Consider the following 19,198-nt stretch of genomic DNA (forward strand, 5'->3'; position numbering starts at 1 on the left):
CCGGTCAGCCGGCCCACTTCGGGTCCAGGGCCATCCTGCGGAGCTCCTCCATCGTCAGGGCGGGCTCCTTCCGGGTGGCGGCCTTGTTCTGGCTGCCCGAGTTGAAGGCGGAGATCACGACGCGCAGCCCGTTCGGCCGCAGCGTGTCGACGGTCCACATGACCACGTCCGCCCCGCCCTTCTCACCGGGCTGCTGCTCCGCCACCACCTTGGTGCCGTCGGGGAGGGTGGTGGCGTCGGCGGCGCCGAAGCGGCCCGCGAGTGCCGGACCCATGCCCTGCTGCGCGTTGACCTGGACGAACGAGGCCCCCTTGCCGTCGTCGAGCACGACGTAGCCGTAGTCGCCCGAACCGCCCCTGCCGGTCACCGTGAGCCCCGACTGCGGCAGCAGGGACTCCAGGATCACGCCGGCGTCCGCCACCGTGACCGGTGCGAGGGGGGTCTGCGGCTCGGCCCCGGCGGCCGGCAGGTCGCTGAGCGCCGGGCGCCACAGCGTCGAGATCGCGAACTCCTTCAACTGGCTCGCGCTCAGGGGCGGGTCGACCCGCGAGACCTTCGCGCCCTTCTCCGCCGGCGCGTTCCACTCCTGTACGTCGACCTGGTAGCCCTCCGGTGTCACCAGGGTGGCCCGCCACAGCTTGGTGGGCTCCCGGCGGTCGGGGTACTCGTACCCCTTGAAGAGCTGGATCCGTCCGCCGTCGGGCAGCATGTCGACGTCGCACGCGTCGTGCTCGACAAAGTTCTTGTCCGGGCACTTCAGCGCGTCCGCGGCGCGCCGGCCGGTGGGGTCGGTCCGCGTGAGGGAGACCCCGATGGCCGCCTTGCCGTACCCGTCGTCGTAGACGCCGGAGACGCCCGGGCCCGGCTCGTCGCCCGTGCCGCGCGCCTCGACGTCGGACAGCTGGCCCTTCGGCAGCAGCCTCTTGAACACGGCGGCCATCCGGTCGGCGGGAACGGCCCCGGTGCCGGTTCCCTTCCCCTTCCGCGGCAGGGGGGGCGGCGCGGCGACGGTCTGTGCGCCGGAGGCGCCCGCGGCGTCGAACAGCCCCGCGGTGTAGGCGCTGCCCGCGCCGATCACGGCGAGCGCCAGCACCGAGCCGCCGACGACGGCGGCCCGGCGGCGCGCCACCAGCCGCCGCCCGCGCTTCTCGCCGGCGGTCACGAGGGCGTGCCGGTCGGGCGTGAACTCCTCGCCCGTGCGCCGCAGGGCGTCGCTGAGGTCATCTTCAAAAGGCATGCGGAACCAGACCTTCCATCCATGGGCGAGGGTGAGGACGAACACGGCAGGGGCTGCCGGGAACGCAGGGACCACAGGGGGTGCGGGGGTGTACGGGGCGTACGGGGAACCTCAGAGGCCGGCGAACTCGCTGAGTGAGCCGCCCAGTTGCTCCCGGAGCCGGACGAGCGCCCGGGTGGTGCGGGTGCGGACCGCCGCGGAGCTGGCGTTCATGGCATCGGCGGTCTCCTCAACACTGCGGTCCTCCCAGTACCGCAGCACGAGCACCGCCCGGTCCTTCGGCGCCAGCCGTCCCAGCGCCTCCAGCAGCGTCAGCCGCAGCGCCGGATCGCTGCCGCCCGTCGTGGGCGCGCCCGGTTCGGGGAACTCCCCGACCGGGCGCTCCCCCGCCGACCTGCGCCGCTGGTGCGTCAGGAAGGCCCGTACGAGCACGGTCTGCGCGTACGCCGCCGGATTGTCGATGCGCGAGATCCGCCCCCAGAGCAGGTACATCCGCCCCAGGGTCTCCTGTACCAGGTCCTCCGCGAGATGGGTGTCCCCGCTGGTCAGCAGGCAGGCCGACCGGTACAGCGGCCCGGACCGGCCCTCCGCGAACTCACGGAACCCCTCTCTGCGAACCTGCCGCATGCCCTCCCCCTCGCGTCCGTCCCACCCCATTGACGCGATGGCGGCGCGCACATGTTTCACCCTTGTCCGAGTCCGTTGAAATAGATGTGGAACGCGTCGCGTTCGAAGCCCTCCGCCTCGTACAGGGCCTGCGCGACGTGGTTGTCGTACGCGGTCTCCAGCTGCACCCCGGCCACCCCCGCCTCCCGGGCCCGGCGCAGCACCTCGCGCAGCAGCGCGCGCCCGGCGCCGGTGCGGCGGCCGGACGGGTCCACGTACAGGTCGCTCAGGATCCACAGGGGCCGCAGGGCGAGGGACGAGAAGGTGCGGTAGACCTGCGCGAACCCGACGGCGCCGGCTCCCGGTGCGTCGGCGAGCAGCACCAGGGACTCGCCGGCCCGGATCCGCTCGGCGAGGAAGGCGCGGGGGGCGTCCGGGTCCTCGACCTTCACCTCGTAGAAGTCGAGGTAGCCGCGGAACAGCGCGGCCGCGGTCTCGACATCGACTTCACCGGCGACGCGTACGACAGGATTCTGGTGATCGTTCATGCCCCCAGTGTTCAGTGTCCGGTGACGGGCTGGGCCGGCAGGTTGAAGACGTGGTCCGGGGTGACGATCTTGGTGATCGCCTCGCCGAAGAGGGTGCTGGGCTCGGAACCCTGGTGGGAGACGTCCGTGTTCAGCGTCAGCACCAGCGTGGCCTTCGCCTGCGGCAGGTACACGACCAGCGCCTGGTAGCCCGGAAGCGAGCCGTTGTGGCCGATCCAGCCCTGGACGTTGAAGATCCCCAGGCCGTACCCGGTGCCGGGCAGCGCATCGACGACCCTCAGCCGCTGGGCCTGGGTGGCGGGCTTCAGCAGCGTGCCCGTGGCCAGCACCCTGGCCCAGGTCTTCAGGTCGGCGAGGTCGGAGATCATGGCTCCGGCGGCCCAGCCCCAGGAGGGGTTCCAGTCGGCCGCGTCCTCGACCTTCCCGGAGGCGGTCTGGTCGGTGTACCCCTGCGCGTGCGGACTCGGGAACTCCGCGCCGACCGGGAAGAGCGTGTGGCGCAGACCGGCGGGGCGGACGACCTTCTCGTTGATGTAGTCGTCGAGTTTCTGCCCGCTCTGCTTCTCCACCACCAGCCCCAGCAGGATCAGGTTGGTGTTGCAGTAGGAGAACTTCGCGCCGGGCTCGAACAGCACCGGGTGCTTGAAGGAGTACGCGAGCAACTGCTGCGGGGTGAAGGGGCGCCGGGGGTTGCTCGTCAGGGCCTTGAAGAAGCTCTCGTCCTCGGAGTAATTGAACAGCCCGCTGCGCATCCCGGCGAGCTCGCGCAAGGTGATCCGGTCCCCGTTGGGCACACCGGAGACGTACTTCCCGATGGGGTCGTCCAGCCCGGCCTTGCCCTGGTCGACCAACTGGAGCAGGGCGGTCACGGTGAAGGTCTTGGTCACGCTGCCGATGCGCATGTTCATGTCCGTGCTGATCGGCCGGCCGGTGGCCTTGTCGGCGACGCCGAAGGCCCGTACGTACGAGCCCTTGCCCGGCGCCGAGAGCGACACCATCACCCCGGGCACCGAGGCCTGACTCATCACCTTCCGGACGGCGTCGTCCAACTGCCGGGCCACGGCGGGGGTCAGCTGGGGAAACTCCCCGTCGGCAGCCACCGGGGCCGAAGCCGGGGCCGGGCGGGCGGCCTGCCCCTCCGCGGCGTACCCCACCCCCACCCCCGGGGGCACGACCACCAGCCCCACCGCGACCGCCCCCACCACCGCTCTGCGCAACCGTGTCGACATGCCGGCCTCCTGCCACGCGCCGCCCGGGTCCAGCCTCCCCACGCTAGCCCCGCCCCCGCCCCCCGGCGACCGGAACCCGGCCTGCTCGGGGGATTCGCCCGCGGAATGTGAATTTGACGGCACATCTCTTTCACACACTTGCTTTTCCATTACTCCCCCATGGGTGTAACTTGACCCGAACGCGGGAACCGCGCGGCCGCTGAAGCGTTTCCTCAGATCTTGCTCAAAGCGATTGGGCTTGATCGATAACGGCGGGTAGGGTCGACTGCGGGCTTGATCAACAGGCCTCGAGTCGGAGCCCACAAGGGCTCCGCCGAGCACGGGGGACGTGCTTGATTCGCAACGGGGATAAGAATTTTCGGACCCATGGGGGATCGTTGCCCCATGGCGGCAGGCGCGGGGGTGGACCGCCCCCGGCCTGGGTTCCGGCGCCCGCGAGGCGCATGGCTCATCCCGGTGCTGCGGACCGCGAGAAGGGCTTGACCAGGCCTTTTCGCACTGGCACGTAAGTACGTCCAGCGAGGACGGTGGGGTTTCCACCCTCCGCAGGATGACCGGCAGGACCGTTCGCGGCCCGCCGGGCACGTCCCCCCGGTTCAAAGAACGGGGAATTCTACATGCACATCCGCGGCTCCGACCGGGCACGTTTAGCTACGGAAAGCGATTACTCCACCCTTCTGAGGCCGATCTTTAGAAGAATTGAGGGGAAATTCTCCCGGGCGGAACCCCGGGAGCATGCACTCGGTTATCTGCAGGGACTCCTGGCGAGTTCCGGACAGCAGAAATCACGGAAAGCGATCGTTCAGGCGAAGGACGCGAGTTCGGACGGAAAGCGGCGCCTGCTCACCACCTCCCGGTGGGACGAGGACGGAATGCGCGACGAGGTCAGGGACTTCGTCACGGAACGCCTGGCGAACCCGCAGGGCATCCTGGTCATCAGCGAGGACGGATTCGTCAAGAAGGGCGACCACTCCGTCGGCGTGGACAGGCAGTACTGCCCCGGCGAGAGACGCGTCGAGAACTGCCAGCTCGGCGTCTTCCTGGTGTACGCGGACGGCCACGGCGCCGCGGCGATCATCGATCGCGAGCTGTTCCTGCCCCGCAACTGGTGCGACGCACGCGATCGCCGCCGCAGCGCCGCGGTTCCCACGGACGTGCCGTTCCGGCCCAAGGACGAGCTGGCCGGGCTGATGGTCGGGAGATCGCTGGACGCGGGCGTCCAGGCGGGGTGGGTGGTGTCCCGTCTCCCCTACGGCGGCAGCCACGCCCTGCGTGCGGAACTCGAGCGCCGCGGGATGCCCTACGTCCTGGCGGTGGCTCCCGAGGACCTCCCGGACGTGCCCCCGGCCGGCGGACCGACGGCGGCCGGGTTCGAGCGCCGGCTGCTGCGCCACGCCGGCGCGGACGACGGCGGGGACCAGCCCTACCTCTGTTTCGTCCCCGCGGGGACCGACCCGGCCCGGCTGGAGCATGCGCTGCGCTGCGCCGGAGAGGCGGGGCGCCATCTGCGGTCCGCTCGCGAAGAGGCGGGTCTGGACCGCTACGAGGGACGGGTCTGGCGTGCCTGGTACCGCCACATGACCCTGGCCATGGCGGCGCACGCCGGTCTCGTCGTCGCCAGGACCCGGCCCGCCGGACGGCGGCGGCCGGTGCGACAGGCCGGCGTTTCCGGTGAACGCACGCTCCGGACCTGCCCCCGCCCGTCGGCGGAGGCCGGCGGCAGCCGCTCCGCCGGCGCGCCCCTCCAGGCCGGGGCTGCGCGGTAATTCTTCTTCCGCGCTTCGTTTGGGCGGCCGTTTGCGTACTTGATAGACAAGTACGGAGACGCCGGGCGGAAAACCGACGGCTATTAATTCAAAGCACATCACCGGCGGCCGCAGAAGGCTGTGCCGGTATGAGCCGCGCCGTCGGCAATTCAGGTGCCTCACATCCCGCCAATGGTCTCCGGATGCTGGTTTCCAGGGACCCGCCACCGCCTTCAAGGAGGACGGATCATGATGAACGCTGTCGACGAGAGCATCCAGGCGCAGGTCGAAGAGGTCACCATCGAGGACCTGACCGAGGTCAGCGGTACCGGCTTCAGCTGCGTCGGGACCATCGCCTGCGCCGGGTGCCCGAGCACGGCGAGCACGGTCGGATCGCACTGAGCCGGCCGTGACCGGGGGTCGGCGGCCCTCGCCGCCGGCCCCCGGCAATTCACGACCGAAGTGCCGGGTCATTCTTCTTCCGCACTTCGCTTGGACCGCACGGAAGTGCTTGTAAACATAATTCCGACAGCCGGGTCCCGCCCCTCTCGCAGGGCGGAGTCGCACTTTCCCTGCGGCAAATAGGGAATGCGGGGACGCAATACGGAGGACCGGCACCGGCGGCTGCCGGTGAGCCCGCGCCCGACGGACGCCACACCGCCGGCACACACGTGGCCGCGGCCCGGCAGCGGAACGCGCCACCCGTGGACAGGGGATGAACGAGATGACCGAGCTTGCCGACGCGGCCTGGAAGTACCTGACCGACCCGCACTCGCGAGGTGCCGGCAACAGCGAGCTGTACCGGCGGCTTCCCGTCGAGGCGCCGGTGCTGCGGTTCGGCCCGGTCTGGATCGTCTCCCGCTTCGACCTGGTCACCGCACTCGCCGGCGATCCCCGGTGCGTGATCAAGCTGCCCGAGCAGTCGGAGGGCATGTGGGCCGCCAGCCCCGTGTTCGGTGAGATCTTCAAACGCTCCATGTCCGTCCGGCCGCCCGCGGACCACCGGCGCCTGCGCAGGCTGGTGTCTGCCGAGTTCGGCGCCCGCACGGTCCGGCACCTGCGCCCGCGCATCGACGCCATCGTGGACCGCCTGCTGGCCGGGCCGCTGGAGCGCGGAGTGTGCGAGTTCGTCTCCGAGATCGGCGTGCCGCTCCCGGTGATGGCGACCGCCGCGATGCTCGACCTGCCCGAGGAGGACTGGCCGCGCATCCTGGACTGGGCGCAGATGCTCACGGCCCAGCTCGCCGGAGCCACCGGGGGGATGGAGCAGTCCGGCGCCGTGTCCGGCGCCGAGGAGAAGCTCCAGGAAGCCCTGCGCTACGTGGAGGACCTGGTGGCCCGGCGCTCCGCCGAGCCGGGTGAGGACCTGATCTCGCGGCTCGCCCGGCAGAGCGGCGACGAGGGCCGGCTCACCCACGACGAACTCGTCTCCATGGTGATCCTGCTCCTCATGACCGGGCTGGAGACCATGACCAGCGGGCTGGTGAACGCCATCCTGTGTCTGCTCCGGGACCCGGAGTCCTGGCAGCGGGTGGTCGAGGACCCGGAGCTGGCCGGTACGGCCTTCGCCGAGGGGATCCGGGCGATGTCGCCGGTCCCCCTGGGGTCCCGCCTCGTCGAGGAGGACATCCAGCTGGGCGAGCACAGGATCAGGGCGGGTGACACCGTGATCCTGATGTACGGCGCCGCCAACCTGGACCCGGCCCAGTTCCCGGACCCCGAACGCTTCGACCTGGAACGCCGGTCGATCGGCCAGCTCGCGTTCGGCCACGGCCCCTACTTCTGCCTCGGCGCGGCGGTCTCGCTGCTGGAGGGGGAGAGCGTGCTGCGCAAGCTCGCGGCGCTGGCGCCCGGCATGTCGCTGGCCGGCGACTCGCTGCGCTGGCGCACCGACCTGGCGTTCAACAGCCCGGCCGAACTCCCGGTACGGCTGACCGGCCGTCCGGACGCCACCCGCAACCCCGACCGGCACGAGGTGCGGCCGTGACGGTGACCGCCGCCGGGGAGGCGCCCGGCCGGGCGCCGGGGCGGCGCCGGCCCGGTGCCGTGCGGACCGCCCAGGTGCCGCAGATGGAGGAGTACGACTGCGGCGCCGCGTGCCTCGCCGTCGTCCTGTCCGCGCACGGACGGCACGTCCCGCTGCACGAGCTGCGCGAGGTCTGCGGGGTGGGCCGGGACGGGGTCACGGCGGCCGCGATCGTCCGCGCGGCGGGCGAGTACGGGCTGCAGGGCACCGGCCGCAGGGTCAGGCTGCAGACCGGAGCCGGAGTCGACGTCCGCCCCCTGGGGCGGTTGCCGCTCCCGGCGGTGGCCTTCGTCCACGGCAACCACTTCGTGGTGCTGGAAGGCGTCACGCGTCGCGGGAGGGTCGCCGTCAACGACCCGGCCGACGGCCGTAGCACCCTCGACCCCGAAGAGTTCGCACGGGCGTTCAGCGGGATCGTCGTGACCTTCACCGCGACGGAGGAGTTCCGTACCGGAGGCCGGCGCGGCGGGCCCGCCCGCATGCTGGGCGGCTGGCTCAGGCCGCACCTTCCCCTGGTGGTCCTCGCCGTCGTCGCCGGCCTCCTGGCCACGGCGCTCACGCTCGCCGGGGCGTTGACCGTACGGGCCGCAATGCTGCGCGTCGCGGGGAGCGGTGACGGCGGTCCGGGCACCACCGTGCTGCAGTTGCCGGCCGTCGCCCTCGGTGCCGGGTTCGCGGTGTGGCTGCAGCAGCGCGCCCTGAGCCGGATACTCGCCCGGGTGGCGACCCAGCGGTCCCGCGCGTTCCTCACGTCCCTGATGGCGCTGCCGGGCCTGTTCTTCCACCGGCGCTTCGCCGGCAGCCTGGCCGCTCGCGCACAGCTCGCCGACACCACGGCGATGGAGCTGACGACCCGTGTCATCCCGGTCCTGGCCGGCGCGGCGGGCCTGATCCCGCTGCTGGTCGCCATGAGCGTGTTCTCCGGGGTGCTGACGGTCCTGGCCGTCGCCGGGGCGTGCCTGAGCGCCCTCGTCTTCCGTCTGGCCGCACGCCGTGCGGCCCCCGAGGAGAAGCGGCTGGCCGTCGGGCAGGCCGACCGTGACGGGGGTGTGCTGGCCGCCCTCGGGATGATCGAGACGCTCAAGGCGGAGGGCACCGCCTCACGCTTCTTCGACGACTGGGCCGACTCCCACACCCGCGACCTGGACATCCGGCACCGGCTGGCCGTGTCGACCCGGCGCTACACCGTGTTCGGCGCCGGTCTGGACTCGCTCACCGGTCTGGCCGTACTGGCCTGCGGGGCCCTTCTGGTGCGCCAGGGGAACCTGCACATCGCCGACTTCATGGGCTTCATCTCCCTGCTGGGGGCGTTCCACGCCACCACCGGTCCGGTCGCGCGCTCCGGCCTCGACCTGGCCAGGCTCGGCGGCAGCCTCGCGAAGCTCGACGACGTGCTGCACGCGGCGCCCGACGAGCGGTACACGCGCGACGCCGTCTACGACCCGACGGCCCCCCGGCTCAAGGGGGCGGTGGAGCTGCGGGGCGTGACCTTCGGCTACGACCCCAACCGTGCGCCCCTGGTCAGCGACGTCAACGTACGGATCGAAGCGGGTGAGCGCGTGGCCGTCGTCGGTGCGACCGGCAGCGGCAAGTCCACGCTGGCACGGCTGGTCATCGGTGCGCTGGACCCGTGGCAGGGAGAGGTCCGCTTCGACGGCCGCCCGTCGTCCCGCGTCTCCCGCGCCGAGCTGCTGCGCTCGCTGGCCTACGTCAGTCAGCGTCCGCTGTTGCTGGAGGGCACGGTGGCCGAGAACATCACGCTGCACCAGTCCGCCATCACCGACGAGCGGGTGCGGGCCGCCCTGGCCGACGCCTGCCTGGAGGACCTGGTCGACCGGCGCGGCGGAGCCCACCGGGCGCGCGTCCACGACGGCGGCAGCAACTTCAGCGGCGGGGAGCGACAGCGGCTCGCCCTCGCGCGCGCCCTGTCCCGCGACCCGTCCGTGCTGGTGCTCGACGAGGCGACCAGTGCCATGGAATCTCCCCTGGAAGCCGCGGTGGACGCCAACCTGAGGCGGCGCGGGGTCACCACGATCGTCGTCGCCCACCGGCTCAGCACGGTTCGGTCGGCCGACCGCATCCTCGTCGTCGACGGCGGACGCGTCGTCCAGCAGGGCCACCACGACGAGCTCGTCGACGCCGACGGCCCGTACCGCCGGCTCGTGCGGGAGGCGGCGTGACCGGCCTGAGAACGCATGAGCCGCAGCCGGCCGACCCCGAGGCGACCGGCCCCGCGGCGACCGGCCCCGCGGCGACCGGCCCCGCGGCGACCGGCCCCGGGGCGACCGCCCCTGCCCAGGCCTGGCAGGCCCACCGCACGGCGCTGAACCGCATCGCCGCCGCGCTCGGCGCCCTGCCCGAGGCACCGGAAACGGCCCCGCCCGGCCCCGATGCGGTCGCCGGCGCGGCCGCCGCCTGCGGACTGCGGGCGCGCCGGGTGCGCCTGGACGAGGAACTGACCCGCCGTCCCCGCCATCCGCTGCTGGCCGAACGGGCCGGTGACGGCGTGCCCGTGGTGCTGCTGCCCGGGCGCCGGCGCTGGCGAGCCGCCCCCGCGGGGACCGGCCGCGCCGTTCCGCTGGATGCGTCCGCGCAGGCGGCACTGGACCCCTTCGGCTGGCGCTTCCACCGAAGGCTGCCGTACGCGGCGCCGGAGGGCTGGAGCCTGGTGCGCCACTGCGCCGCCGGCGCGTTCGGCTCGCTGGCCCTCGCACTCTGCGCGGGGCTGCTCGCCACCGTGCTGGGTTTCGGGGTGCCGCTGGGCGCGGTCCGGGTGATGCGTGCCGCCCTGTCGGGCGAGGGGGACGCGTTGCTGTGGACCTGCCTGTTCCTGGCGCTGGCGGTCGGCGGATCGGTGCTGTGCGCGCGCGTCCGCGATCTGGCCGCGGTGCACTTCCAAGGTCACGTCCAGTCGGTGATGGAGCCCGCCGTCTGGGACCGGCTCCTCAGCCTCGACCTGCCCTTCTTCCGCCGCCGGTCCACGGCCCGGCTGCTCGGGCACGCCAACGGGGTCACCCGGTTCCGCCAGTTGCTGGGCGACGGCGCCCTCGACGTCGTGCTGGGCGCGGTGTTCACCTCCTGCGCGCTCGGCCTGCTGCTCTTCCTCGATCCGCGGCTCGGCCTCGCCGGGGCGGGCACCGCCCTCCTGCTGGCCGTCCTGGTCGGCTGGCTCGGATGGTTCCAGCAGGCCCACGACCGGCACGTCCACGACAGCGTCGACGATGCCCAGGCCCTGCTCTACCCGGCGCTGACCGGCATCGACGAGATCCACCTGTACGGGTGCGAGCGCGCCGTGTTCGACCGCTGGTGGCGGGTGTTCTCGAAGCAGAAGGCGGCGGACACGGCGGGCCTGCGGTACGCCGAGGTGTCGAGCGCGCTGCTGGCCGCGTCCCAGCCCGTGCTGCTCGCCGTCCTGCTGTCGGTGGCCTGGTGGACCGGGCAGGGTCCGGCCGGTTTCATCGCCGTGGGCTTCGCGGGCGCGCAGCTGGCGGTGGCCGTCGGCACGCTGCACCACGCGCTGCAGACGGTGTTCGCGGTCGGTCCGGTGCACGCCCGCCTCAAGGAGATCCTGCGCGCCGCGCCGGAGACCCCACCGGGCAGCCGGCTGCCCGGGGTGCTGCGTGGCGAGATCGAGCTGCGGGACGTGACGTTCTCCCACCCGGGAGCGCAGCGGCCGACGCTGGAAGGCGTCGACCTGCACATCCGGCCGGGCGAGTTCGTCGCGGTCGTCGGTCCGTCCGGCGCCGGCAAGTCATCGCTGCTGAGGCTGCTGCTCGGCCTGGACACGCCTCGGAGCGGGCAGGTGCGGTACGACGGCCAGGCCCTTGCCGGGCTCGACCGCGAGGCGGTCCGCGCCCAGCTCGGCTACGTCCCGCAGGACTCGAAGGTGCTCCGCGGCGACCTGCGCTCGGTCATCCTCGGCGGCGTCGTGGCCGCGTCGGACGCGGACGCATGGGAGGCGGCCGAGGCGGCCGGGATCGCCGATGACATCAGGCGGCTGCCGATGGGCCTGCGGACCCGGGTGTCCGACGGCGACTCGGGCTTCTCCGGGGGCCAGCTCCAACGGCTGCTGCTCGCCCGGGCCCTGGCGAAGCGGCCCCGGATCCTCCTGCTCGACGAGGCGACCAGCGCACTGGACAACGCCACCCAGGACGAGGTGAGCCGCCGGGTGGCCCGGCTGGGGGTGACCCGGGTGGTGGTCGCCCACCGGCTGAGCACGATCCGCCAGGCCGACCGGGTCGTGGTGCTGGACGGCGGACGGGTCGTGGAGTGCGGGACGTACGGGGAACTCGCCCGCGGCGGCGGAGCACTGGCGCGGCTCGCAGCGGGGTGAAGCGGTGACGCGGTGACGCGGGTGATGAGAGCGATGAAAACCGGTTCTGCGCAGGCAGGGCCCGTCAGCAGGACCCATCGGATGAGGAGAGACATGCGCACGGTCATCAGGTTCAAGCGGTTCGTCCATGCCGAGGTGGTGCCCGCAGACGGCGTGTACCTGATTTCCGAGCGGTCGGGGCAGACCCGGCTGCAGGGGGCGCTCATCGAGCGGATGGCCCCCCTGCTGTCCGGGAAGCACGACCGTTCGCAGATCGTGGCGGCGCTGGGGGACGACTTCCCCGGCGGCCGGGTGGAACGCGCCCTGGACATGCTGGTCTCGGCCGGTCACGTGGTGGAGGTCGACTCCTCCGTGGAACCCCGGTCGGGCGGCTACTGGGAGCAGGCGGGCCTCGACGGTGACGCCGCGATGCTGGCGGTGCACGACCGGCCGGTGGAACTGGTCGCGCTGGGAGACGTCCGCCCCGAATGGTTCGCCGAGGCCGCCGCGCCGCTGGGGATCCGCGTGGGCGGGGCCGACAGCCCGCTCGCCGTCGTCCTGACCGACGACTACCTGCACCCGGACCTGGCGGAGTTCAACCGCGTCGCGCTGGAGACGGGACGGGCCTGGCTGCTCGTCAAGCCGATCGGCAGCACGCTCTGGGTCGGTCCGGTGTTCGAGCCGGGGACCACGGGCTGCTGGGCCTGCGTGTCGAGCAGGCTGAGCGGCAACCGGATGGTCGCCTCGTACCTGAAGCAGCGCCAGGGCGGCGACCGGCCGCCGGTCACCTCCCTCGCGGACCTGCCGGCGACCGTTCAGACCGGGATGCAGCTCGGTGCGCTCCAGGCCGCCAAGTGGCTGGCCGGGGCCTTCGGCGGTCCGGAGGGCCACATCCCGGGCCCCCGGCAGGCGGAGGTCTTCACGCTCGACACCCTGACCATGGCCTCCGAGCGCCATCCGGTGACCCGTCGTCCGCAGTGCCCGGCGTGCGGAAACCCCTCCCTGCAGGCGGAACTGCACCGCCGGCCGGTGGTGCCGGAGAGCCGCGGCAAGCGGATCACGTCGGACGGCGGCCACCGCGCGAAGGACCCGCAGGAACTGCTCGACACCTACGGGTACCTCGTGAGCCCCGTGACGGGACCGGTGACCAGTCTGGTCAAGGTGCCCACCGGGATCGACGGGCTGCACAGCTACACGGCCGGGCAGAACTTCGCGGTCGGCATGTCCGACATCGGTGACCTGCGGGCCGGCCTGCGCAGCATGAGCGCGGGCAAGGGCATGAGCGACGTGCAGGCCAGGGCCAGCGCCCTCGGTGAGGCCATCGAGCGCTACTCGGGACTGTTCCAGGGCGACGAGGCACGCATCACCGCCTCGTACGAGGAACTCGGCGAGCAGGCGATCGCCCCGAACGAGCTGCACCTCTACAGCGAGCAGCAGTACGCCGACCGGGCCGAGTGGAACCGGCGGGACTCCCACTTCCACCGGGTCTGCGATCCCTTCGACCCGGCCCGGCCCGTGGAGTGGACGCCCGTCTGGTCGCTCACCCGGGGCACTCACCGCTACCTGCCGACCGCGTCGCTCTTCTACGGCTACAACGTGCCCCGGGGCTACGTCTTCTCCGGTGCGGACTCCAACGGCAGCGCAGCGGGCACCAGCCTCGAGGACGCCGCCCTGCAGGGCTTCATGGAGCTGGTGGAGCGCGACAGCGTGGCGATCTGGTGGTACAACCGCCTGCGCAGGCCCGCCATCGACCTCGACAGCTTCGACGAGCCGTACTTCGCGCAGTGGCGCGAGATGTACCGGTCGGCGAACCGCGAGACCTGGGTGCTGGACCTCACCAGCGACCTGGGCATCCCGGTGGCCGCCGCGGTCTCGCGCCGGGTGGACAAGCCGGTCGAGGACATCCTGATCTCCTTCGGCGCGCACTTCGACATCAAGGTCGCGGTGGCGAGGGCGCTGACCGAGATGAACCAGTTCCTGCCGGCGGTACTGCCGATCGGCGCGGACGGCTCGGGCGACTACGCCTTCCCCGACCCGGTCCAGCAGCACTGGTGGCGGACCGCGACCACGGCCAACCAGCCGTACCTGCTGCCCTCGGGCGAGGCGCCGCGGCGGGCGGGCGACTACCGCGACCCCTCGAGCAGCGACCTGCTCGACGACCTGCGGCTGGCACAGCGGATCGTCGAGGAGAAGGGCCTGGAGATGCTGATCCTCGACCAGACCCGCCCGGACATCGGCCTCCCGGTGGTCAAGGTGATCGTGCCCGGCCTGCGCCACTTCTGGCCCCGTTACGGCGCCGGCCGGCTGTACGACGTACCGGTGCGCATGGGCTGGCTCGACGCACCCACCCCCGAGTCCGACCTCAACCCGATCGGGATGTTCCTGTGACCACTGCCGAAGGCGTGAGCGCAACCGTCGCCGTCGCCGCCGCGGGCGGGCAGCCCCGCCCCGACATGTCGGCGCTCGCCTTCCGCGAGGGGGTGCGGGTCACGGCGGAGGACGACGGGGTGCGGGTGCAGAGCCCCTGGGCCGCGTTCGTGCTCGGCCGCCTCACGGACGGGACCCGCGCCGCCGTCCACCGCTTGGCCGGGGAGCCCGTACCGCCCGCCGTCCTGCTCGCCGGGTGCACAGCCGCCGAGCGGACCCAGGTGCTGCGGATCGTCGACCGGCTCGGTTTCCTGATCACCCGCTCCGTGCTGGCGCAGGACCGGCCGCTGGCGCGCATCGAGGCGACCAGCCGCACCGCCTCCTACCGGCCGGTGTCCGTGCCGGCGCAGGCGCCCCTGCGGCTGTCCAAGTTCGCCCTCTGCCGCTCCTACTCCGGCGCCTTCGTCCTGGAGTCGCCGCTCACCCCCCACCGGGTGCTGCTGCTGGATCCGGCGAGCCGGGCGGTCGTCGGCGCCCTCGGCGACTGCGTGCGCGCGGCGGACCTCGTGCGCGCGGCGGACCTGGCCCCGGCGGACGTGCCCGCGGAGTCGGTGGCCGAGCTCCTGGAGCACCTCGCCGGAGCCGGCTTCGTGGACGTCGGCGAGTGGGCCGACGGGCAGGCGCGGTTCGCGGCCGACGAGGACGAGGTGCTGGAGCAGTGGGACTTCCACGACCTGCTCTTCCACTCCCGCAGCCGGGCCGGCCGCCACGACGAGCCCTTCGGCGGCATCTTCCCCTACGAGGGCCGGATCGAGCCCCGCCCCGCGGTCGAACCGGCCCCCGCCGGACCGTTCATCGAGCTCCACCGGCCGGCCCTCGACGACGTCCTGGCGGCGGATCCCGCCCTGACGACGGTGCTGGAGGGCCGCACGTCGGTGCGCCAGTACGGCGAGGAGCCGATGACGGTGCGCCAGCTGGGCGAGTTCCTCTACCGGACCGCCCGGGTGCGCTCCGAGTACGGGCCGCGGCCGGACCAGAAGATGCCGTACGAGGCGACGTCCCGGCCGTACCCGTGCGGTGGCGCCGCCTACGAGCTGGAGCTCTACCTCACCGTGCGCCGCTGCGAGGGCCTCGCGGAGGGCGTCTACCACTACGACCCGGTCGGCCACCGGCTGCGCCTGGTCAACGAGAACGCCGGGGACCGGTCCGCGATGCTGTACCTGGCATCGGTCGCCACCGGCGGGATCGCCGTCCCCGACGTGCTGGTGACCATGACCTCCCGCTTCCAGCGCCTGTCGTGGAAGTACCGCGGGATCGCCTACGCGGTCACCCTGAAGCACGCGGGCGTCCTGTACCAGACCATGTACCTGGTGGCCACGGCGATGGGGCTGGCGCCGTGCGGGCTGGGCAGCGGTGACGCGGACCTCGCCGCCCGGGTGCTGGGCCTCGACTACCTGCGGGAGTCGTCCGTGGGCGAGTTCATGCTCGGCAGCCTGCCCGCCGCCGGGCGGGACGGCTCCGCGGCGGCGCCGCCGGCCGACTGGCGGGCCGCCAACGACCCGCAGTGGACGGACGCCGCCCGGGCGCTCCTCGACCGTCACGACGGCTGACGCATGGCCACGGACACGCCTTCCAGGCCCGCGGACACCGCGGTGTCCGCTCCGGGGATACCCGACTTCGGCACCGTCCCGCCGGCCCCCGCGGGCCGCGGCGCGGTCGCGCCCGTGCTGATGGCGCGGGTCTGCGGACTGCCGGTCGGCGTGCTCGACGCATCGGCGACGCCCCGGTCCACGCGCCTCCTGAGGGACGCACTGGACGCGCAGGACGACGCCGCCGCACTGGCCGGCCCGCTCACCGACGCCCTCTACCGGCTGGTGCCACGCCTCGACGGCGACCGCGCGGCCCGCCGCGCCGCCGTCGGGCTGCGCCGGGACGTCCACAACGGGCGCTTCGCGCCGAGCACCGGCCGGGCCGCGGCCCTGGTGTCGGCGCACCTCGAACCCGGACCGGCCCGCCGGCTGGAGGCCTGGCTGGAGTCGATGCGCCGGCACCGCACCGGGCTCGGCCGGGCGGAGGAGGTCTTCGCCACGGAGCTGCCCGAGGCCACAGAGGCCCTGTACCGCCACCTGCGGAGTCCGCGGGTGGCGTCCGGACTCGCGCTGGCCAGCCCGCAGTTCGCCGGGCGCCTGCTGGCCCAGGAGGGTCCGGCGCCGGCCGGCCTGGACTCGCGGGGCGCCCGCAGTGCGGCCGCCTACCTGTCCCGCATCGCCGTCAAACCCAGCCCTTTCAGTACGTTGACCACCCTCGCCGTGGCGCGGCTCGGCAGCGGCCCGGACACCGTGACCCGGCCGGCTCCCCGGGACGGCGGCCGGGACGGAGCCGCCGGCGCGGTGACCTCGTCACGCGGTCTGGCCGTCACCCTGCTGCTGGCCTGCGCGGCCCATCCGGACCTGGCGCCGGCATTCGACGTGGTGGCCAACTCCGGTCTGCGGCAGGTCGGCGACCGCCTGCTCGCGGCGCTCCCGGTCTACGCCGCGGCGGACGGATTCGTCTTCCGCGAGGACGAGGTGACCGACTGCGGGCTGTACGCATGGGCGCTCCCCCTCCTGCCCTCCCGACCGGTCCCCTTCACGGAGCCGGCCGCACGGCTGGGCGACCTCGGTCCGCACCTGGTCGCCCGCTGGGTGGAGATGGGGCTGCTGCAACCCGTCACCCCGTGGCGGCTGGCCGACGGCGGGCACCTGGGGGCGCTGTCCCGCGCGGTCCGCCGCCGTACCCGCGCCGATGCGTCGCCGACGGCGGCGGCCGTCGGGGCCGCCCTGGACACCCTGGGCGAGCTGGAAGCCACCGTCGCCACCACGGTCGACGCAGCGGAGCGGGCCCGGGCGGTCGAACGCACCAGGGACGTGGCCGCGGCGGCGTTCAAGGAGCTCGGCAGGCCCGTCCCGTCGTGGCTCCCCGGCACTCCGCTCTTCCACGAGGCGGTCGCCGGTCCCGAAGGACCGGCCCTCGAACTGCCCCGGCCCGTCGGAGACGACCTCGCGCACGCGGCCCGGTGGCTCGCCCCGCACGTGGCGCGCACCCCGCTGTACGACCGGCTGGTGGAGCGCTTCGTGCAGCGGTACGGCGTCGGGGGCACCTGTACCGATCTGCTCGGCTTCCTGTACGAAGTCCTCGCGCACGCCGACCCGTACGCCCTGGCGCAGCAGGACGCGCTGCCCCAGGCGGGGGATGCCCGCGGGGACACCGGCGCGGCACCCGGCCGGCTCCTCGGCCACGGCACCCTGGGCACCGCGAGCAACTCGGTCTTCTTCCAGGTCGCCGCCGCGGACGCCGAGCACGTCGCGGCCGGTGACCACACGCTCGTCGTCAACCTCGTGCAGAACGGGGTCGGCGGGCTGCTCAGCCGCTGGGCCGGCGTTCCCGCGCTGCACGACCGGCTCGCGCCGGCCCTCGACGAGTGGCTGCGCGCACTGCATCCGGGCTGCCGCGTACTCCAGGTGTCGGCCTATCCCGACTGGTCCGAGATGCAGCGGCCCACGCTGAGTACGGTGCCCCGGCTCCGCTGGCCCGCGGACCTCCCGGACGGCGACCCCGACGCCGTCGACATCGCGGGCCTGTCGCTGTCCCACGACCCGGAGACCGGCACCCTCCAGGCGTACGACCGCGACGGGGGCCCGGTGGCGTTCGCCTACCTGGGGACCACGCCCACCTACCTGCTCCGCGGGGCCGTCCGGCTGCTGTGCCTGCTCTCCGATCCCTGGATGACGCTCGGCAGGGCCGATCGCGAGGTCCGGGCCTTCGACCGGGTGACGACGGGCGAAGGGGCCCGGTACCTGCCGCGCATCCAGCACGGAAGGGTCGTCTGGGCCAGGGCCCGGTGGCGGCTGCCCGCAGCCCGCCTGCCGCGCCCGGACCCCGGCGTGTCACCGCTGCGGTTCCTGGCCGACGTGGAGCGGTGGCGACGCCGGCACGGGCTGCCCGAGGAGGTGTTCCTCGTACAGATCACGCGCGGGCCGAGGGGCGTGCGCAAGGAGAAACCGCAGTGGCTCGGCTTCGACCACCCCCACGTCGTGTGGGCCGCGCTGCGCCAGATCCGGTCCGACGCCCTGGCGGTCGATCTGGTCGAGGCACTGCCGGGCAGGGACGGGCACTGGAACCGGGACGCGGCCGGCGCGCCGGTCGCCACCGAGTTCACGGGGCTGGTGCGTCATGGCTGACACATTCGCGAAGGTGCACGTGGAACTGCCCACGCACGACTGGCTGTACTACCGGATCCATGTCACCGGGCCCGCCGGGATGCAGGACCTGCTCGAACACGTCGTGCGCCCGGCGCTCGTCCGGCTACGGGACGAGGTCCCGGAACTACGGTGGTTCTTCCTTCAGTTCATGGACGTCTCCGGACTGCATCTGCGCCTGCGCCTGAACGCGCGGCAGGCGTCGCTCGTCCACGTCGAGGGCACCCTGCAGGACCTGCTGTCGTCCGTGCCGCACCGTGGTGCGACGCGACACGTCTACTCCCCGGAGACCCACAAGTTCGGCTCGGGCGAGGGCATGCGCCTGGCCGAACGGGTCTTCGAGCACGGCAGCGAGGCCGCACTCGCCTGCCTCGGACCCCGGCAGCGCTCCCTGCGCACGGGGTATGCGGCGGCCCACATGACGCTGATGCTGGCCGCCCTCGAACCCCGGCTGCGCAGAGCCTTTCTGCATCAGTACGCCTGGTACTGGAGCGGCGGCCCGCTGCTGCGCGGACGCCTCCCGCACGGAGCCTCCCTCGCGGACGCACCCGCCCGGTCCGCGCGGCTGCTGGCCCAGGTCGAGTGGGTCCTCTCGGATCCCGGGGCCCGTTCGGCGCTCGCCGGATACGCCGAGGCGTACCGGCGCGAGCTGAGCTCGCCGGCCCGCATGCACATTCATCGGACCGATTCCTTTCTGCTTTTCCACCACATTCACCTGATGAACAATCGACTCAGTGTTGTACCTTCGGAGGAAGCCCAGTTGGCGCGCTTTCTCTGGCTGGCCGCCGATACATTTTCCGACGAGTCCCCGACGACATGACAGTTGTCATGAGGGGTGTTCCGCGAACTGCACGGGAAAGTGGTGACAGCGGTCTCTGCCGGGAACCACA

Annotated in this window: 13 protein-coding genes; 9 read left to right on the forward strand and 4 right to left on the reverse strand. The window is 73.0% G+C overall.

The features are described from left to right. Nucleotides 1-4: 4 nt before the first annotated feature. The 4 genes from ACIPK4_RS07130 to ACIPK4_RS07145 all read right to left on the reverse strand — a co-directional run bounded on the left by ACIPK4_RS07130 (nucleotide 5) and on the right by ACIPK4_RS07145 (nucleotide 3,620). Nucleotides 5-1,237 (reverse strand): hypothetical protein, encoded by a 1,233-nt coding sequence (locus ACIPK4_RS07130; protein WP_402309822.1) that lies wholly within the window; start codon nucleotides 1,235-1,237, stop codon nucleotides 5-7. A 111-nt stretch (nucleotides 1,238-1,348) separates the two neighbouring features. Then, complete coding sequence (locus ACIPK4_RS07135; RefSeq protein ID WP_402309824.1) at nucleotides 1,349-1,864, reverse strand: SigE family RNA polymerase sigma factor; 516 nt, start codon at nucleotides 1,862-1,864, stop codon at nucleotides 1,349-1,351. Nucleotides 1,865-1,920: 56 nt separating this feature from the next. Further along, the gene (locus tag ACIPK4_RS07140; protein WP_402309826.1) at nucleotides 1,921-2,391 is read right to left on the reverse strand and encodes a GNAT family N-acetyltransferase; all 471 of its coding nucleotides are present in this window, start codon (nucleotides 2,389-2,391) and stop codon (nucleotides 1,921-1,923) included. Between the two features lie 11 nt (nucleotides 2,392-2,402). Beyond that, on the reverse strand, nucleotides 2,403-3,620 hold the full coding sequence (locus ACIPK4_RS07145; protein ID WP_402309828.1) for a serine hydrolase domain-containing protein: 1,218 nt from the start codon (nucleotides 3,618-3,620) through the stop codon (nucleotides 2,403-2,405). A gap of 617 nt (nucleotides 3,621-4,237) precedes the next feature. On the opposite strand from ACIPK4_RS07145, the gene ACIPK4_RS07150 reads away from it, so the two are divergent. The 9 genes from ACIPK4_RS07150 to ACIPK4_RS07190 all read left to right on the forward strand — a co-directional run bounded on the left by ACIPK4_RS07150 (nucleotide 4,238) and on the right by ACIPK4_RS07190 (nucleotide 19,128). Then, nucleotides 4,238-5,386 carry an IS701 family transposase gene (locus tag ACIPK4_RS07150; protein WP_402309830.1) on the forward strand — a complete coding sequence of 383 codons (1,149 nt, stop codon included), beginning with the start codon at nucleotides 4,238-4,240 and terminating at the stop codon, nucleotides 5,384-5,386. Nucleotides 5,387-5,614: 228 nt separating this feature from the next. Continuing rightward, nucleotides 5,615-5,767 (forward strand): thiocillin family RiPP, encoded by a 153-nt coding sequence (locus tag ACIPK4_RS07155; protein WP_159044550.1) that lies wholly within the window; start codon nucleotides 5,615-5,617, stop codon nucleotides 5,765-5,767. Between the two features lie 322 nt (nucleotides 5,768-6,089). Continuing rightward, on the forward strand, nucleotides 6,090-7,352 hold the full coding sequence (locus ACIPK4_RS07160; protein ID WP_402309832.1) for a cytochrome P450: 1,263 nt from the start codon (nucleotides 6,090-6,092) through the stop codon (nucleotides 7,350-7,352). Next, complete coding sequence (locus tag ACIPK4_RS07165; RefSeq protein ID WP_402309834.1) at nucleotides 7,349-9,571, forward strand: ATP-binding cassette domain-containing protein; 2,223 nt, start codon at nucleotides 7,349-7,351, stop codon at nucleotides 9,569-9,571. Before ACIPK4_RS07160 ends, ACIPK4_RS07165 begins: the two co-directional genes overlap by 4 nt. Continuing rightward, nucleotides 9,568-11,724 (forward strand): ATP-binding cassette domain-containing protein, encoded by a 2,157-nt coding sequence (locus ACIPK4_RS07170; protein ID WP_402309835.1) that lies wholly within the window; start codon nucleotides 9,568-9,570, stop codon nucleotides 11,722-11,724. The genes ACIPK4_RS07165 and ACIPK4_RS07170 overlap by 4 nt, the downstream gene beginning before the upstream one ends. A gap of 93 nt (nucleotides 11,725-11,817) precedes the next feature. Further along, complete coding sequence (locus tag ACIPK4_RS07175) at nucleotides 11,818-14,091, forward strand: TOMM precursor leader peptide-binding protein (protein ID WP_402309836.1); 2,274 nt, start codon at nucleotides 11,818-11,820, stop codon at nucleotides 14,089-14,091. After that, nucleotides 14,088-15,680 (forward strand): SagB family peptide dehydrogenase, encoded by a 1,593-nt coding sequence (locus tag ACIPK4_RS07180; protein WP_402309837.1) that lies wholly within the window; start codon nucleotides 14,088-14,090, stop codon nucleotides 15,678-15,680. Before ACIPK4_RS07175 ends, ACIPK4_RS07180 begins: the two co-directional genes overlap by 4 nt. Nucleotides 15,681-15,683: 3 nt before the next feature. Beyond that, nucleotides 15,684-18,290 (forward strand): lantibiotic dehydratase, encoded by a 2,607-nt coding sequence (locus ACIPK4_RS07185; protein ID WP_402309839.1) that lies wholly within the window; start codon nucleotides 15,684-15,686, stop codon nucleotides 18,288-18,290. Then, a complete protein-coding gene (locus ACIPK4_RS07190; protein ID WP_402309841.1) occupies nucleotides 18,283-19,128 on the forward strand; it encodes a thiopeptide-type bacteriocin biosynthesis protein in 846 nt (281 codons plus the stop codon). Before ACIPK4_RS07185 ends, ACIPK4_RS07190 begins: the two co-directional genes overlap by 8 nt. Nucleotides 19,129-19,198: the final 70 nt, after the last annotated feature.

The organism is Streptomyces sp. NPDC086989 (assembly GCF_044745505.1).
In the GTDB taxonomy this organism is placed as follows: domain Bacteria; phylum Actinomycetota; class Actinomycetes; order Streptomycetales; family Streptomycetaceae; genus Streptomyces.

Excerpts from the sequence above, each read along its gene's own strand:
- ACIPK4_RS07130 (WP_402309822.1), bottom strand. The coding sequence starts at position 1,237 with ATGCCTTTTGAAGATGACCTCAGCGACGCCCTGCGGCGCACGGGCGAG.
- ACIPK4_RS07135 (WP_402309824.1), bottom strand. The coding sequence starts at position 1,864 with ATGCGGCAGGTTCGCAGAGAGGGGTTCCGTGAGTTCGCGGAGGGCCGG.
- ACIPK4_RS07140 (WP_402309826.1), bottom strand. The coding sequence starts at position 2,391 with ATGAACGATCACCAGAATCCTGTCGTACGCGTCGCCGGTGAAGTCGAT.
- ACIPK4_RS07145 (WP_402309828.1), bottom strand. The coding sequence starts at position 3,620 with ATGTCGACACGGTTGCGCAGAGCGGTGGTGGGGGCGGTCGCGGTGGGG.
- ACIPK4_RS07150 (WP_402309830.1), top strand. The coding sequence starts at position 4,238 with ATGCACATCCGCGGCTCCGACCGGGCACGTTTAGCTACGGAAAGCGAT.
- ACIPK4_RS07155 (WP_159044550.1), top strand. The coding sequence starts at position 5,615 with ATGATGAACGCTGTCGACGAGAGCATCCAGGCGCAGGTCGAAGAGGTC.
- ACIPK4_RS07160 (WP_402309832.1), top strand. The coding sequence starts at position 6,090 with ATGACCGAGCTTGCCGACGCGGCCTGGAAGTACCTGACCGACCCGCAC.
- ACIPK4_RS07175 (WP_402309836.1), top strand. The coding sequence starts at position 11,818 with ATGCGCACGGTCATCAGGTTCAAGCGGTTCGTCCATGCCGAGGTGGTG.
- ACIPK4_RS07185 (WP_402309839.1), top strand. The coding sequence starts at position 15,684 with ATGGCCACGGACACGCCTTCCAGGCCCGCGGACACCGCGGTGTCCGCT.
- ACIPK4_RS07190 (WP_402309841.1), top strand. The coding sequence starts at position 18,283 with ATGGCTGACACATTCGCGAAGGTGCACGTGGAACTGCCCACGCACGAC.